10 protein-coding genes and 1 pseudogene are annotated in these 14,911 nt (G+C 71.8%); 7 read left to right on the forward strand and 4 right to left on the reverse strand.

What is annotated here, in order from left to right; all coding sequences use genetic code 11:
- Positions 1 to 390 (forward strand): annotated as a pseudogene (locus AC5L38_RS18490) (phospholipid carrier-dependent glycosyltransferase); the annotation flags it as partial.
- Here AC5L38_RS18490 and AC5L38_RS18495 read toward each other — a convergent pair.
- Positions 338 to 2,026 (reverse strand): hypothetical protein, encoded by a 1,689-nt coding sequence (locus tag AC5L38_RS18495; RefSeq protein ID WP_495244041.1) that lies wholly within the window; start codon positions 2,024 to 2,026, stop codon positions 338 to 340. The pseudogene AC5L38_RS18490 and the gene AC5L38_RS18495 sit on opposite strands and share 53 nt — an antisense overlap.
- Before the next feature lie 101 nt (positions 2,027 to 2,127).
- Here AC5L38_RS18495 and AC5L38_RS18500 point away from each other — a divergent pair, with 101 nt between their 5' ends.
- The 3 genes from AC5L38_RS18500 (at position 2,128) to AC5L38_RS18510 (ending at position 6,462) form a co-directional block, all read left to right on the forward strand.
- Positions 2,128 to 3,399 carry a glycosyltransferase gene (locus AC5L38_RS18500; RefSeq protein WP_495244042.1) on the forward strand — a complete coding sequence of 424 codons (1,272 nt, stop codon included), beginning with the start codon at positions 2,128 to 2,130 and terminating at the stop codon, positions 3,397 to 3,399.
- Between the two features lie 257 nt (positions 3,400 to 3,656).
- The gene (gene metG / locus AC5L38_RS18505; protein ID WP_495244043.1) at positions 3,657 to 5,438 is read left to right on the forward strand and encodes a methionine--tRNA ligase; all 1,782 of its coding nucleotides are present in this window, start codon (positions 3,657 to 3,659) and stop codon (positions 5,436 to 5,438) included.
- Positions 5,439 to 5,601: 163 nt separating this feature from the next.
- Complete coding sequence (locus tag AC5L38_RS18510; protein WP_495244044.1) at positions 5,602 to 6,462, forward strand: TatD family hydrolase; 861 nt, start codon at positions 5,602 to 5,604, stop codon at positions 6,460 to 6,462.
- Between the two features lie 30 nt (positions 6,463 to 6,492).
- Here AC5L38_RS18510 and AC5L38_RS18515 read toward each other — a convergent pair whose 3' ends face one another.
- The gene (locus tag AC5L38_RS18515; protein ID WP_495244045.1) at positions 6,493 to 7,929 is read right to left on the reverse strand and encodes a hypothetical protein; all 1,437 of its coding nucleotides are present in this window, start codon (positions 7,927 to 7,929) and stop codon (positions 6,493 to 6,495) included.
- Positions 7,926 to 10,094: a serine/threonine-protein kinase gene (locus AC5L38_RS18520; protein WP_495244046.1), complete on the reverse strand. Its 2,169-nt coding sequence runs from the start codon at positions 10,092 to 10,094 to the stop codon at positions 7,926 to 7,928. The genes AC5L38_RS18515 and AC5L38_RS18520 overlap by 4 nt, the downstream gene beginning before the upstream one ends.
- Before the next feature lie 225 nt (positions 10,095 to 10,319).
- On the opposite strand from AC5L38_RS18520, the gene rsmA reads away from it, so the two are divergent.
- The 3 genes from rsmA to AC5L38_RS18535 all read left to right on the forward strand — a co-directional run bounded on the left by rsmA (position 10,320) and on the right by AC5L38_RS18535 (position 14,236).
- Complete coding sequence (gene rsmA / locus AC5L38_RS18525; RefSeq protein WP_495244047.1) at positions 10,320 to 11,195, forward strand: 16S rRNA (adenine(1518)-N(6)/adenine(1519)-N(6))-dimethyltransferase RsmA; 876 nt, start codon at positions 10,320 to 10,322, stop codon at positions 11,193 to 11,195.
- 85 nt (positions 11,196 to 11,280) lie between these two features.
- On the forward strand, positions 11,281 to 12,183 hold the full coding sequence (locus tag AC5L38_RS18530) for a 4-(cytidine 5'-diphospho)-2-C-methyl-D-erythritol kinase (protein WP_495244048.1): 903 nt from the start codon (positions 11,281 to 11,283) through the stop codon (positions 12,181 to 12,183).
- A 241-nt stretch (positions 12,184 to 12,424) separates the two neighbouring features.
- On the forward strand, positions 12,425 to 14,236 hold the full coding sequence (locus AC5L38_RS18535) for an ABC-F family ATP-binding cassette domain-containing protein (protein ID WP_495244049.1): 1,812 nt from the start codon (positions 12,425 to 12,427) through the stop codon (positions 14,234 to 14,236).
- 61 nt (positions 14,237 to 14,297) lie between these two features.
- On the opposite strand, the gene AC5L38_RS18540 is transcribed toward AC5L38_RS18535, so the two are convergent.
- A complete protein-coding gene (locus tag AC5L38_RS18540) occupies positions 14,298 to 14,873 on the reverse strand; it encodes a MarR family winged helix-turn-helix transcriptional regulator (protein WP_495244050.1) in 576 nt (191 codons plus the stop codon).
- Positions 14,874 to 14,911: the final 38 nt, after the last annotated feature.

Consider the following 14,911-nt stretch of genomic DNA (forward strand, 5'->3'; position numbering starts at 1 on the left):
GTCATCTGGTACGGGGGCCTGGCCGCCCTCATCGCCATGGTCGCCTGGTACGTCGCCACCCGCGACTGGCGCGCCGGGACCGTGCTCATCGGCTACGCCGCGGGCTGGCTCCCCTGGTTCTACTACGCCCTCGCCGACAACCGGACCATGTACCTCTTCTACGCGATCACGATGCTTCCCTTCATGATCCTCGCGCTGACCCTGGCCGCCGGACTGATCATCGGACGGGCGGACGCCGCGCCCAACCGCAGGGCGGTGGGGGCCGCGGTCGTCGGTGCCTTCACGCTCCTCGCGCTGATCAACCTCGGGTGGCTCTATCCGGTGCTGGTCGCCGAGCTCATCCCGCACTCCGAGTGGTGGGCGCGGATGCTGTTCCGGAGCTGGGCGTGACGGTGCCCGCTTCAGGGGTGTCGGCTTCAGGGGTGTCGGCTTCAGGGGTGTCGGCTTCAGGGGTGCCGATTTCCGGGGTGCCGGGGGTGCCGGGGGTGACGGCGCCTGGGGTGACGGCGCCTGGGGTGACGGCGCCGGGCACGGCGGTGGCGGGTCTGGAGAACCCGTGGCGCAGCGAGATCGCCGCCGCCATGCACGCCAGCGGCACCGCGGGCAGCAGGTAGCGGTAGTCGAACTCGGCCGTCGCCGCCGGGGCCAGGATGAGCCCGAACGCGGCCAGCCACGGCAGCAGCACCGGCCCGCCCAGCTTGCGCCAGCGCGCCGCCACCCCGGCCAGCCCGATCAGCAGCAGCACGCCGAGCACGATGCCCGGCAGCCGGACGATCCGCTGGTAGCCCTGCAGGAAAGCGGCCCACGGGTCGTTGACGTCGGTGCCGATCACGCGGACCTTGCCCTGGATCGGCGCGGTCCGCAGGCCGGGGTCGTACTTGTGCGCGTCGGTGTCGGTGCTGCCCCGGTACGACGACCAGGCGGGCAGGACCTTGGTCGTCGGCGGGAACTCGTACTGCAGGTAGGTCTGGGCGTCGGGGAAGCGCGGCCGGCCCCAGTGGAAGGCGCGGAAGAAGTCGCCGGCCACGAAGCCGAGGTAGTCGAGCGGCTGGGACAGGATGGCCCGCTGGGCGAACGCGCTCGCGGTCTTGTTCATCTCCGGGGTGAACGTGCTGCCCACCCCGAAGGCGTGGAAGCGCTGGCCGTTCTGCGCCCACCAGAGATACTTCTGCCCGGAGAAGTGGCGCTCGCTCGGCGGCGCGCTGATGCACAGCAGCGCCAGCTCCAGCTCCTCGCGCGGATCGACCTTCATCTTCGTGCAGTCGGCGAAGAGCGACGTCCGCATGTAGAGGATCGCGCCGTCGCTGTTGGTCATCGCGAAGTTGCCGTGCGCCGAGGCGAACCAGGCCATGTAGCCGACCACCGGGAGGGCGCACGCGGTGATCATCGCCGCGATCGTCCTCCAGTCCGTGCGCTTGACCAGCAGGTAGACCACGACCAGCACGAGGATCGGCAGGCCGATCGACCGCGTGAGGGCGGTGAGGGCGAGCAGCAGCCCGATCACCGCGCCGAGCCGCCAGGACATCCGCCGGTGCCAGAGCACCAGCGTGATCACGCCCACGACCAGCAGCATGAACATCGCGTCGGACATGACCAGGTGTTCGAGCTGGATCTGGTACGCGTCGAACAGCACCGGCAGCGCGGCCAGGGTCGCCCCCCAGCCGGGCAGCCGGAACCTGACGCGCAGCAGGGAGTAGATCAGCGCCGCGATGCCCAGGCCCATCAGGTGCTGGACGAAGGCCACCAGGCCGAAGCTGTGCAGCGGCCTCAGCAGCAGGAGCAGAAAGGAATAACCGTTCGGCCGCAGGGCACTGGGCCGGTCGGGGTTCACCGCCCCCGAGACGTACTCGTAGGAGTCGTTGAACCACAGGGCCGGGCCGTACCCGAGCATGGTGATCACACGCAGCAGGAAGGCCAGCGCGAGGGCGGCCACGAACAGGCGGTGCCGGTGGAGGAACGCCCGCAGGCGAGTGACCCGGTCGGGCGGAGGCGCGTCCAGGTAAGGGCGGTCGGCGACGGTCACCATGCATTACAGGATGCCAGCCGTTTCGGGGAGTTGACCCGGGCAGGGGACTGTAGAGGGCATCATGGTGAGATTGGCTTGTGCAGTGAGTGAAGGGTTGAGACGTGGAACTGACCGTGGTCATGCCTTGCTTGAACGAGGCGGAGACCGTGGAGACCTGCGTACGCAAGGCGCTCGCCTGCATGCGGGAGCACGGGATCGACGGGGAAGTCCTGATCGCCGACAACGGCAGCACGGACGGCTCGCAGCAACTCGCACGTGAGGCCGGAGCCCGGGTCGTGCACGTCGACGCCAAGGGGTACGGCAACGCCCTGATGGGCGGCATCCGCGCGGCGCGCGGCCGCTACGTCATCATGGGCGACGCGGACGACTCCTACGACTTCACGGCGCTGCTGCCGTTCGTCGAGCAGCTCCGCGACGGTGCCGACCTGGTGATGGGCAACCGGTTCAAGGGCGGCATCGCGCCGGGCGCCATGCCCCCGCTCCACCGCTACCTGGGCAACCCGGTGCTCTCCTTCATCGGCCGCCTGTTCTTCCCCAGCGCGATCGGCGACTTCCACTGCGGCCTGCGCGGCTTCCGGCGCGACTCCATCCTGCGGCTCGGCCTGCAGACCGGCGGCATGGAGTTCGCCAGCGAGATGGTGGTCCGCTCGACCCTGTCCGGGCTGGACGTGCGCGAGGTGCCCACCACGCTGTCGCCCGACGGCCGCTCCCGCCCGCCGCACCTGCGCTCCTGGCGCGACGGCTGGCGCCACCTGCGCTTCCTGATGCTCTACAGCCCGCGCTGGCTGTTCTTCATCCCCGGCCTGGTCCTGATGACCCTCGGCCTGGTCGCGGGCGCCGCCCTCACCTTCGGCCCGGTCTACATCGGCAAGCTCGCCTTCGACGTCGACACCCTGGTCGGCGCCTCGGCCATGGTGGTGATCGGCTTCCAGGCGTCGCTGTTCGCCCTGTTCACCAAGGTGTACGCCGCCGAGGAGGGCTTCCTGCCGGAAGACAGGAGGGTGCGCAAGCTCGTCGACATCGTGAGCCTGGAGAAGGGCCTGATCGTCGGCGGCCTGCTCGCCCTGGGCGGCCTGGGCGGCCTGGTCGCCTCGCTGGTCCACTGGCAGACGCGCAGCTTCGGCCCGCTGATCCCCTCGGAGTCGCTGCGTCTCGTCGTGCCCTCGGCCACCGCGCTGATCGTCAGCTTCCAGACGATCTTCGCGGCGCTGTTCATCAGCATCCTCGGCATCCGCCGTACCAAGGAGACGCCCATCGACGTGGCCGCCTCCGCCGCGGAGGAGGCCGCCGAGGCCGTCAGCCGCGCCACCGCGGGAGACCCGGCGGTCACCCCCGCCGACGGTGCCACGCCGGCGGCCCCGCGGCTGCCGTGAGCGTCGCGGCGGCCTCGCGGCCGTCGTTTCGCGGTCGTCTTTTCGCGCTCGCCGTTTCATGATCGCCTTGAGTGTCGCGGCGGGCTTCGCGGTGGTCGTTTCGCGGTCGTCTTGAGTGTCGCGGCGGGCTTCGCGGTGGTCGTTTCGCGGTCGTCTTGAGTGTCGCGGCGGCCCCGGGGCGGGCTCCGGAAAAGTCGAGGGCCGCGGAGAAGCGTGACCGCACCAAGGCCCGAGGCCGCGTCCCTTAGGCTTGCACCATGTCCCAGCACATCCTGACCGCGGTCGCCTGGCCATATGCCAACGGCCCCCGCCACATCGGGCACGTCTCCGGATTCGGCGTGCCGTCCGACGTCTTCAGCCGCTACCAGCGGATGGCGGGCAACAAGGTCCTCATGGTCAGCGGGACCGACGAGCACGGCACCCCGATCCAGGTCCAGGCCGACAAGGAGGGCCTCACCGCCCGCGAGCTCGCCGACCGCTACAACAGGGTGATCGTCGAGGACCTCCAGGCGCTGGGGCTCTCCTACGACCTGTTCACCCGGACCACCACGGAAAACCACTACGCGGTGACGCAGGAGATCTTCAAGGGACTCCACGCCAACGGCTACATCTTCCCCCAGACCACGATGGGCGCCATCTCGCCCTCCACCGGGCGCACCCTGCCCGACCGCTACATCGAGGGCACCTGCCCGATCTGCGGCTACGAGAGCGCCCGCGGCGACCAGTGCGACAACTGCGGCAACCAGCTCGACCCGATCCAGCTGATCGACCCGGTGAGCAAGGTCAACGGCGAGACCCCGGTCTTCGTGGAGACCGAGCACTTCATGCTCGACCTGCCCGCGTTCGCCGAGGTCCTGGCGTCGTGGCTGTCCTCCAAGGAGGGCGACTGGCGGCCCAACGTGCTGAAGTTCGCCCTCAACATGCTGGGCGACATGCACCCCCGCGCGATCAGCCGCGACCTCGACTGGGGCGTGCCGATCCCGCTGGAGGGCTGGGACGACCAGGCCAACAAGCGGCTGTACGTCTGGTTCGACGCGGTCGTCGGCTATCTCAGCGCCTCCATCGAGTGGGCCCGCCGCTCCGGCGACCCCGAGGCCTGGCGTCAGTGGTGGCAGGACCCCGAGGCCCTCGGCTACTACTTCATGGGCAAGGACAACATCGTCTTCCACGCGGAGATCTGGCCGGCGATGCTGCTCGGCTACAACGGCCAGGGCGCCCGTGACGGCGAGCCGGGCTCGCTCGGCGCGCTGAACCTGCCCTCCGAGGTCGTCTCCAGCGAGTTCCTGACGATGGAGGGACGCAAGTTCTCCTCCTCCCGCTCGGTGGTCATCTACGTGCGCGACTTCCTGGAGCGCTACGACGCCGACGCACTGCGCTACTACATCGCCGTGGCGGGCCCGGAGAACCAGGACACCGACTTCACCTGGTCGGAGTTCCTCAACCGCAACAACGGCGAGCTGGTGGCGGCCTGGGGCAACCTGGTGAACCGCTCGATCTCGATGGCCGCCAAGAACTTCGGGGTCATCCCCGAGGCGGGCGAGCTCACCGACGCCGACCGCGCCATGCTGGAGCGCAGCCGCGCGGCCTTCCCCAAGGTCGCCGCCGAGTTCGAGCACTGCCGGTTCAAGAACGCGACGAACGAGGCGTTCGAGGTCATCCGCGAGGCCAACCGGTACCTCGCCGAGCAGGAGCCCTGGAAGATCAAGGATGACCCCGCGCGGGTGAAGACCATCCTGCACGTCGCCCTGCAGGTCGTGGACGACGCCAAGACGCTGCTCACCCCGGTCCTGCCCAACTCCTCCAACAAGATCTACGCCATGCTCGGCGGCACCGGCGTCTGGACGGGCATGCCGGAGATCCAGGAGGTCACCGACGACGACGGCCGGACCTACCCGATCATCACCGGCTCCTACGACGGCGCCGCGCGCTGGGAGTCGTCCCCGATCCGGGTGGGCTTCCCGCTCGCCCCGCCGACCCCGCTGTTCGTGAAGCTCGACCCGAAGATCGTCGAGGAGGAGCTGGCCCGCCTGGGCGAGTAGGAGCGGCTCCAACGGCCCGCACCCGGCACCGGGCGCGGGCCGTACCGCTTCTCGGCAGGCGGGTCCGGCACTGTGGGGCTTCTCGGCAGGCGGATGCGGGCCGCACCGGCTTCTCGGGACGGCCGGGCGCGGGCCGTACCGGCTTCTCGGTAGGTTGGACGCCGTGAGCACGCTGAAGCTTCCCGACGCACCCAAGCCCCTGCCCGCAGAGGTGTTCGACAGCCACTGCCACCTGGACATCATGGTGGGCAACCGCCAGGCGTCCTCGGGGGATCCGGTCGCCCAGGCCGCGCAGGCGGCCCGGACGAGCGTCGAGGGCATCCTCGACGAGGCCCGCGCCGTCGGCGTGACGCGGCTCGTCACGATCGGCTACGACCTGCCGTCCTCGCGTTGGAACGCCGAGACGGCCGCCCTGCACGCGGACGTCTACGCCGGGGTGGCCATCCACCCCAACGAGGCGCACGCCTCGACGCCGGAGACCCTCGCCGAGATCGAGCGGCTGGCCCGCCTGCCGCACGTCAGGGCGGTGGGGGAGACCGGGCTCGACTACTACCGCGACTGGGCGTCGAAGGACGACCAGCACGCCAGCTTCCGCGCGCACATCGAGATCGCCAAGCGGACCGGCAAGGCCCTGGTGATCCACGACCGCGAGGCCCACGACGACGTGCTGCGCGTGCTGGCCGAGGAGGGCGCCCCCGAGGTCGTGGTGTTCCACAGCTTCTCCGGTGACGCCGAGATGGCGAAGCGGTGCGTCACCGCCGGATATTTCATGTCGTTCTCCGGCCCGGTCACCTACAAGAACGCCGCCTACCTCCGGGAGGCCGCGCGGGTCGCGCCGAGGGAGCTGATCCTCGTCGAGACCGACGCGCCCTACCTGCCGCCGACCCCCCACCGGGGCAAGCCCAACGCCCCCTACCTCATACCGCTCACGCTGCGCTGCCTCGCCGAGGTCAAGGAGACCGACCTCGCCGAGCTCGCCGGCGCCGTCAGCGCCAACGGGGAGACCGTCTTCGGCTCCTGGTGACCCTTCCCGGCTGGTGACCCTTCCCGGCGCTCAGCCCACGGCGGCGCCGAAGTCGGCGGAGGCGGCTCCTTCGAGGGCGGGGATCTTCCCGGTGCCCGGTGAGAGCGGGGTGCCCTCGGTGTCGTTGCGGCCCAGCAGGACGACCGCTCCGGCGCCTTTTCTGTCGGGCGCCCCGACGACCAGCCGGTTGCCGCTGAACCCGACCGACCAGCCGAAGTGGTCGCCCGCGTCGCTCTGGGTGACCAGCGTGCCCGCGTCCGGCCGGCCCATCGTGATCAGTCGCACGCCGCCCTGCCCGCCGGTGCCGTCGAAGGGCACGCCCACGGCGAGCCTGATCTCTCCCGAGCCCTCGCCGGTGAAGGCCAGCGAGAATCCGTAGCCCTCGCCCTTGGCCCCCTCCCCACCCTGGTGGAGGGTGGCGATCGGGTCGATCTCCTGGGCGTCGGCGGACTGGAACAGCTGGACGAGGCCGGAGTCCTTGACCTCCCCGCCGTCGCCGAGCGGGGCGCTCACCGCGAGGTAGCCGACGTCCCCCTGCTCGGCGTAGGCCATCGCGTAGCCGAACCGGTCGCCCTCCTCGGACCTGGCCACCTCACGAAGGTCCCACTTCCTGCTCCCGTACTCCTCCTTGGGCTCGCGCACGTCGTAGATCACCGCGATCGACCCCGAGTCGAGCTTGCCCGAGCCGACCTGGCGCCCGGCCCCGTCGTCGTTCTCGTACGGCACCCCGACCGCGAGATCCGGCTCGTCCAGGGCGCCGCCGAGCCTGCCGATCGCCAGGGACCAGCCGAACATGTCGCCGACCTCGCCGTTGCCCGAGACGCCCTCGGTCTCCTGGGAGATCCGCCGGCCCGTGCCGAGCGTCTCGCCGCCGAACAGGTAGACCGCACCGGAGTCGGCCGTACCCCCGGCGTTCTCGTGCGGGGCTCCGGCCGCCACCAGCGTCCCGCCGGAGGCCAGGGACCAGCCGAAGTGGGCCTCGGCCTCGGGGTCGGGGGAGACCAGGCGGACCGTCCTGCCCTGTGGGCCGCCGTAGACCACGTAGACGGCGCCCGCGTCCTCACGGCCCGCCACGTCCGCGTACGGGGCGCCGACGAGCAGGTCCGCGCAGCCGTCGCCGTCGACCTTGGTCAGCCGCACCGACCACCCGAAGGCGTCCCCCGCCCTCGTCTCGGGGACGGTCACGGCCTTGCCGCTGTCTCCCCGGCCGAACAGCACGTGGACGGCTCCGGCGCCGGTCAGCCCGCCGGGGTTGGCGAAGGGATCGCCGACCGCGGAGTCCTCCAGGCCGTCGCCGTCGAAGTCGCTCGCGCCCGCCCGGGTGCAGTCGGTGGGCGGGGCGGCGGAGGCGGCCGCGAGGGAGCCGGCGGGCGCGGCGGGTGCGGCGGGCGCGGTGAGCGCCTCGGCGGCCCCGGTGGAGGAGAGTGCGATCGCGGCCGTCGCCGCGAGCGAGAGCAGCAGCCTCAAGACAACCTCACCTCGATGTTCCTGCCTCCCTGGATCATGACACCGGTCAGCTTGGCGGGTTTGCGGGGCAGGGGCAGGTCGAAGACCAGGACGGCCTCCGCCTTCGTCCCGGGGGGCAGGGCGGGGGGCAGGAACGTCGACACCCTCTCGGGGGAGTGCGTCACGCCGCGATCGTCGATCAGGGTGATCGCGGTGCTGTCGCCGAGCTGGACCTGCTCCCCGCCGGCATTGATCATCGTCAGCGGGATCGTGCAGAACCGGCCCTTCGCCGGGTTGGCGTTCTGGTAGGAGGTGAGCCCGCAGGCCGGGGTACGCGGAATGATCAGCTGCGGGTCCTCGATGAAGGAACCTGTCGTGATCTTGCGGCCCACGTCGGTGGCGCCGGTACCGGCGAGGTCGCCGCGGTCTCCGGCGACGTCGGTGGCGCCCGGCCGGGCCTGTCCCTGGTTGTTCGCGTTCCCCCCGGAGAAGTTCACCAGGACGACGACCGTGACGGCGAGTGCCACGAGCACGGCCAGCCCGGCGAACAGCCAGCGCCGCCGGGGCCCCGAGCCCCCGGTGTCCGGCGCGTCAGGTCCCGGCGGGACCTTGAAGCCGGACGGGGGCGGCAAGGGCGGCAGGGTGGGCACCTGGCCCTGCGCCTGGCCCTGCGCCTGACCGGGTACCTGACCCGGCACCTGGCCCTGCGCCTGGACCCACGTCCGGTCCTGTGTCCGGCCTTGTCCCTGAGCCGGTTCCCGGCCCGGTGCGACGTCCGCCGCCCGGCCGGACGGCGGGGCGTTGAAGGGGGTCGTGAACGGGCGCGACGGTGAGGTCGCGGGCTCGGCCCGCATGGGGTACGGGAGCGGGTTCGGCGGCGGGGTCCGCTCCGGGGCCGTCAGGGAGCCCGATGACCCCGGCGGCCCGGACGGCCCAGACGACTCCGGCGCCGGTGTGGTGGACGGATCGTGCACCGAAGGCGCCGAGGACGCCGAGGACCCCAAGGACGCCGAGGACGCCGAGGACGCCGAGGACCCCGAGGGTGACGGGGTCTCCGGAAGCGCGGACGCGAAGGCCGCCCCGGAGGACGAGCCCGCCGGGCCCCGGACGGGAACCGCGCCGGAGGACGAGCCCGGAAGCGTGCCGGAACCCGATCCGGGGAGCGTGCCGGGAAGCGGTCCGGGGATGGGCGTCGGCGCCGTGGCCGGGTCGCTGAACCCCGTCTCCAGGTTCAGCGCGCTGAGGGTCTGGGTGGAGTCGGGCTCCACGTTGGCGGGCGGCTCCCACGACTCGTTCAGCAGGTCGGTGGCGATCAGCGTGGGCGGGTCGGCCCGGACGGGAGCCGGGGCGGCCGGTGCCGCGATCCCGCCGCCGACCAGGGCGATCAGCAGGTCCTGGGCGCTGGGCCGCTGGTAGGGGTCCATCTCGGTCGCGCGGCGGACCAGGTCGTTCAGCGGGGCGGGAAGCGCGCCCAGGTCGGGCGGGGTGGTGAGCAGCCGGGTGGCCATGGTCATCATGTCGCCCCGCCCGTAGGGGTGGCGGCCGTTGCCCGCGTACGCGACCATGCAGCCCCAGGCGAAGATGTCGGCGGCCGGGGTGATCTCCAGGCCGCGCACCTGCTCGGGGGCCCACCAGCCGGGGCTGCCGAGCACCTCGCCCGAGCGGGTGAAGTTGTGCGTGGAGTCGAGGGCCCTGGCGATGCCGAAGTCGATCACGCGGGGCCCCGACATGGACAGGATCACGTTGGCTGGCTTGAGATCCCGGTGCACCAGCCCCGCGACGTGGATCGCGGCCAGCGCCGCCGCCACCCCCAGGGCCACGCCGTGCAGGGTGCCCTGCTCCAGGGCGCCGTGCTCGGTGATCTGACGGGACAGCGGCGTGCCCGCGATGTACTCGGTGACCATGTACGGCAGGCCGTTGTCGTCGTTGCCGTTGTCCAGCACCTGGGCGGTACAGAACGAGGCCACCCGCCGGGCGTTCTCGACCTCCGTGTGGAACCTCGCCGCGAAGCCCTCCTCGACCGCGAACTCCGCCTTCACCACCTTGAGCGCGACCGGCCGTCCCGTCGGCGCCAGCGCCAGGTAGACGGTTCCCATCCCGCCCTCGCCGAGACGTCCGAGCAGGCGGTAACTCCCGATCTGCTCGGGGTCGGCGGGTCGCAGCCCCTCGACACCGGGCTGGTTCACGTCCTCTTCACCGGGAAGATTCCCTTTCTCACCGTTGGGCCCCCGTACGGCAACGTTATCCACAACGGAACCCCTCGCGCTTCATCGAGCGTCTTTGCATCGTCTTCGGTGCGGGAAACTGGTCGGATGGCATGGGAGAGCAACCTTGGGTGATCGAGACAAACGAGTCGAAGACCACGGCGGACCGGTGGATGCCGGGTTCGAACCGCCGTGCGGAGAACCAGCATGAACCTTCTTGGTCCAGCAGAAATACGTATTTTGGCGAATAAGCTCAACATTCGTCCCACAAAGAAGCTCGGCCAGAACTTCGTGATCGACGGGGGCACGGTCCGCAAGATCGTGCGGGTGGCCGGGCTTGAGCCCGACGACGTCGTGATCGAGGTCGGCCCCGGGCTGGGGTCGCTCACGCTCGCGCTGCTTCCCGAGGTCCGCGGCGTGATCGCCGTGGAGATCGACCCCGTCCTCGCCGCCCAGCTCCCGCTGACCGTCGCCGAGCACGCCCCCGAGTTCGCCGGGCGCCTCACCGTGGTGCTCGCCGACGCCATGCGCGTGCTGCCCGCCGACCTGCCCGAGGAGAGGCCGACCGCGCTGGTCGCCAACCTTCCCTACAACGTGTCCGTGCCGGTGGTGCTGCACCTGCTGGAGACGCAGCCGTCGCTGGGCAAGGTCCTGATCATGGTGCAGGCCGAGGTCGCCGACCGGCTGGCCGCGGCGCCGGGCTCCAAGGTGTACGGCATCCCCTCGGTCAAGGCCGCCTGGTACGCCGACGTCCGCCGGGCCGGCCCCGTCGGCCGCACGGTCTTCTGGCCGGTCCCCAACGTCGACTCCGGCCTGGTCGCGATGGTCCGGCGGGAGCCGCCCACGACCGTTGCCACCCGCGAGGAGGTCTTCGCCGTGGTGGACGCCGCCTTCGCCCAGCGCCGCAAGACCCTGCGCGCCGCCCTCGCCTCCTGGGCGGGTACGGCCCCCGCGGCCGAGCGGGCGCTGCGGGCCGCGGGCGTCGACCCCTCCGAGCGCGGCGAGCAGCTCACCGTCGAGGACTTCGCGCGGATCGCCGAGCACCGTACGACGCGGGGTGCGGCGGAGAGCGGTGTGGCGTGATTCGCAGGTCGGTTTGTGTGCGCGGCGGAGGGATCCCGTTACCATCTGACGTCGTGACCAGTGAGCGAGCCCCGATGGGGGACGCATGAACTCCGTGACCGTCCGCGTGCCCGCGAAGGTCAACCTGCAGCTCGCCGTCGGGCCGCTGCGGGACGACGGCTACCACGACCTCGTCAACGTCTTCCACGCCGTCTCGATCTTCGACGAGGTCACGGCCACCGCGATGACCGGGATGAGCGTCCGGGTGGAGGGCGAGTCCGCCGACCAGGTGCCGGAGGACCACGAGAACCTCGCGATCAAGGCCGCCCTCGCGCTGGCCGGGCACGCGGGCCGCTCGTACGGCGTGAACCTGCTGATCCGCAAGTCGATCCCGGTGGCGGGCGGCATGGCGGGCGGCAGCGCCGACGCCGCCGCCGCCCTGGTCGCCTGCAACGAGCTGTGGGGCCTCGGCCTGCCGCTCGAGGACCTGATGGAGATCGCCGCCGACCTCGGCAGCGACGTCCCGTTCGCGCTGCTCGGCGGTACGGCCGTCGGCACCGGCAGGGGCGAGCGGCTCACCCCGCTGGACATCGCGGGCACCTTCCACTGGGTGTTCGCGCTCGCCGACGGAGGCCTGTCCACGGCCACGGTCTACGCCGAGTGCGACCGCCTCCGCCAGGCGACCGGCGAGCGGGTCGCCTGGCCCCGGGCCGCCGAGCCGCTGCTGGCCGCGCTCCGCGAGGGGGACGCGGAGACCCTCGGCGGCGAGCTCCGCAACGACCTGCAGCCCGCCGCCGTGATGCTGCGCGGCTCCCTGGCCCGCACCCTGGACGCCGGCCGCGAGCACGGGGCCCTCGGCTCGCTGGTCTCCGGCTCCGGGCCCACCTGCGCCTTCCTCGCCCGGTCCGAGGCCCACGCGGGCGAGCTGGCCGCCTCTCTGAAGGACATCGGGGTGGCGCGCGACGTCATCACCGCGTACGGCCCCGTCCCCGGCCCGGTGATCGTGTAGTTCCGGACGCGGCCCCGAGACGCCGTGCGACCGGGGCCGGATCTCCCGGGGCCGTTTTCCCGGTGCGGGCGGGGTGCGTTTCCCGGTGCGGACGGGGTGCGTTTTCCGGCGCGGGCAAGGTGCGTTTTCCGGCGCGGGCGGGGTGCGTTTCCCGGTATGGGCGGCGATCGGTTCCCGGTGGGAGCGGCGGTCGTTTTCCGGGGGGAGCGCGCCGGTCGGGAGCGGATACGCTTGTGTGGCGATGAATCTGGTCAATCTTGAGTCGGTCTCCCACTCCTACGGTCCCAAGCCCCTGCTCCGCGACGTCTCCCTCGGCATCGAGGTGGGCGACCGCATCGGCGTGGTCGGCCGCAACGGCGGCGGCAAGACCACCCTCATCTCGGTGCTCGCCGGCGATCTCAAGCCGAACGCCGGACGGGTCACCCACAACCGGGGGCTCCAGGTGGGCTCGCTCTCCCAGGGCGACGACCTCGACCCGGCGCGCTCGGTGAGCGAGATCGTCCTCGGTGACAGGTCCGAGCACGAGTGGGCGGGTGACGCGGGCATCCGCGAGATCCTCGCCAGCCTGCTCGGCGACATCGACCTGACGGCGCCCGCCGGGAGCCTGTCGGGCGGTGAGCGGCGCCGTACGGCCCTGGCCAAGCTGCTCATCGACGAGCACGACCTGATCATCCTGGACGAGCCCACCAACCACCTCGACATCGAGGCCATCGACTGGCTCGCCAGGCACCTGGCGGGCCGCAGGACCGCGCTGGTGGTCGTGACCCACGACCGGTGGTTCCTGGACGCGGTCTCCACCAGGACGTGGGAGGTCGTGGACGGCGCGGTCGAGCGCTACGAGGGCGGGTACGCCGCGTACGTGCTGGCCAAGGCCGAGCGCGCCCGGGTCGCGGCCTCCACCGAGGCCCGCCGCCAGAACCTGATGCGCAAGGAGATCGCCTGGCTCCGCCGTGGCCCGCCCGCGCGCACGTCCAAGCCCAAGTTCCGCATCGACGCCGCCCAGGCGCTGATCGCCGACGAGCCGCCCGCCAGGGAGAGCGTCGAGCTGGTCAAGTTCGCCGCCGCCCGGCTGGGCCGCACGGTCTACGACCTGGAGGACGTCACCCTGCACGCCGGGGGCCCCGGCCAGGGCCCGATGGTCCTCGACCGCTCGACCTGGCAGTTCGGCCCCGGCGACCGGGTCGGCCTGATCGGCGTGAACGGGTCGGGCAAGTCCTCGCTGCTCCGCCTGCTCGCCGGTACGGTGCACCCCGACTCGGGCAGGCTCGTACGCGGCAAGACGGTCCGCCTGGCGCACCTGTCGCAGGAGCTGGGCGAGCTCGACCCCGAGCGCCGGGTGCTGGAGACCGTCGAGGAGGTCCGCAAGTTCATCCAGGTCGGCAAGAAGGAGTGGACGGCCTCCCAGCTGCTGGAACGCCTCGGCTTCAAGGGCGACGCGCAGTGGAAGGTCGTCGGGGACCTGTCCGGCGGCGAGCGGCGCCGCCTGCAGCTGCTCCGCCTTCTCATGGACGACCCCAACGTGCTGCTGCTCGACGAGCCGACCAACGACCTCGACATCGAGACGCTCAACGAGCTGGAGGACCTGCTCGACGGCTGGCCGGGCACGCTGATCCTGGTCAGCCACGACCGCTACTTCCTGGAGCGGGTCACCGACAGGACCGTCGCCCTGCTCGGCGACCGCAAGCTGTCGATGCTCCCCGGCGGGGTGGACGAATACCTCGCCCGGCGCGCCTCGGGGGCGGCCCTGTCGGCGCGGGCCGCGTCCGGCCAGGTGTCCGGTACGGCCTCGGCGACCTCGTCCACCGGTGCGAAGGAGGCGGCCCCCGGGCTGTCCGCGAAGGACGAGCGCGACCTCCGCAAGGAGCTCTCCCGGATGGAGCGCCAGCTCGACAAGCTGAGCGGCCGGGAGGCGAAGCTGCACGCGTCCATGGCCGACGCCGCCGCCGACTACGAGCGGCTGGCCTCGCTCGACGCGCAGCTGAAGGAGATCCTCGCGGAGAAGGAGTCGATCGAGGGCGAGTGGCTGGAGCTGGCCGATCGTCTGGGCGACTAGGCCGGATCCGTCCCGGAAGGGGAAGGCCCAGGTTTGGATCTTCCTCGGAGGGTACGAAGGGTCAACGCACTCCGGTGTCGGTGGCGTCAAAAGGGACGAGTAGCGTGCGCAGCAGGCCCGCAAGGGCCTGCTGTTCGCGTTTTCCGAGGCTCGACAGGAGTTCGCGCTCGCGGCGCAGCAGGTCGGCGAAGGCGCCGTCCACGCGCGTCCGCCCGGCGTCGGTCAGGGAGACCAGGACGCCGCGCCGGTCCTCGGGGTCGGGGCGACGCCTGACCAGCCCGGCCGCGGCCAGCCGGTCGATCCGGTTGGTCATCGTCCCCGAGGTCACCAGCGTCGCGCGGAGCAGGGCCCCCGGGCTCATCTCGTACGGCTCCCCGGCCCGGCGCAGGGCGGTGAGCACGTCGAACTCCCAGGTCTCCAGGCCGTGCTCGGCGAAGGAGGCCCGGCGGGCGCGGTCGAGGTGGCGGGCCAGCCGGGAGACCCGGCTGAGCACCTGGAGCGGCTCCACGTCGAGGTCGGGGCGTTCCTGGCGCCAGGCGGCGACCAGCAGGTCGACCTCGTCGCTGTCGGGCGCGAGACTCTTGTCCTTCGCGCCGGAGAGACGCCCGGAGTCGTGGTCCGCGTGGTGCAGGGTCATGGCGCGAGTCTATCTGTCTTGACATCGAGATATCTTGC

The sequence above is a fragment of the Streptosporangium nanhuense genome (assembly GCF_059358815.1).

What these genes read in the sequence shown, in the direction of transcription:
- AC5L38_RS18535 (WP_495244049.1), top strand. Translation starts at nt 12,425, where the DNA reads ATGAATCTGGTCAATCTTGAGTCGGTCTCCCACTCCTACGGTCCCAAG.
- rsmA (WP_495244047.1), top strand. Translation starts at nt 10,320, where the DNA reads ATGAACCTTCTTGGTCCAGCAGAAATACGTATTTTGGCGAATAAGCTC.
- AC5L38_RS18530 (WP_495244048.1), top strand. Translation starts at nt 11,281, where the DNA reads ATGAACTCCGTGACCGTCCGCGTGCCCGCGAAGGTCAACCTGCAGCTC.
- AC5L38_RS18540 (WP_495244050.1), bottom strand. Translation starts at nt 14,873, where the DNA reads ATGACCCTGCACCACGCGGACCACGACTCCGGGCGTCTCTCCGGCGCG.
- AC5L38_RS18495 (WP_495244041.1), bottom strand. Translation starts at nt 2,026, where the DNA reads ATGGTGACCGTCGCCGACCGCCCTTACCTGGACGCGCCTCCGCCCGAC.
- metG (WP_495244043.1), top strand. Translation starts at nt 3,657, where the DNA reads ATGTCCCAGCACATCCTGACCGCGGTCGCCTGGCCATATGCCAACGGC.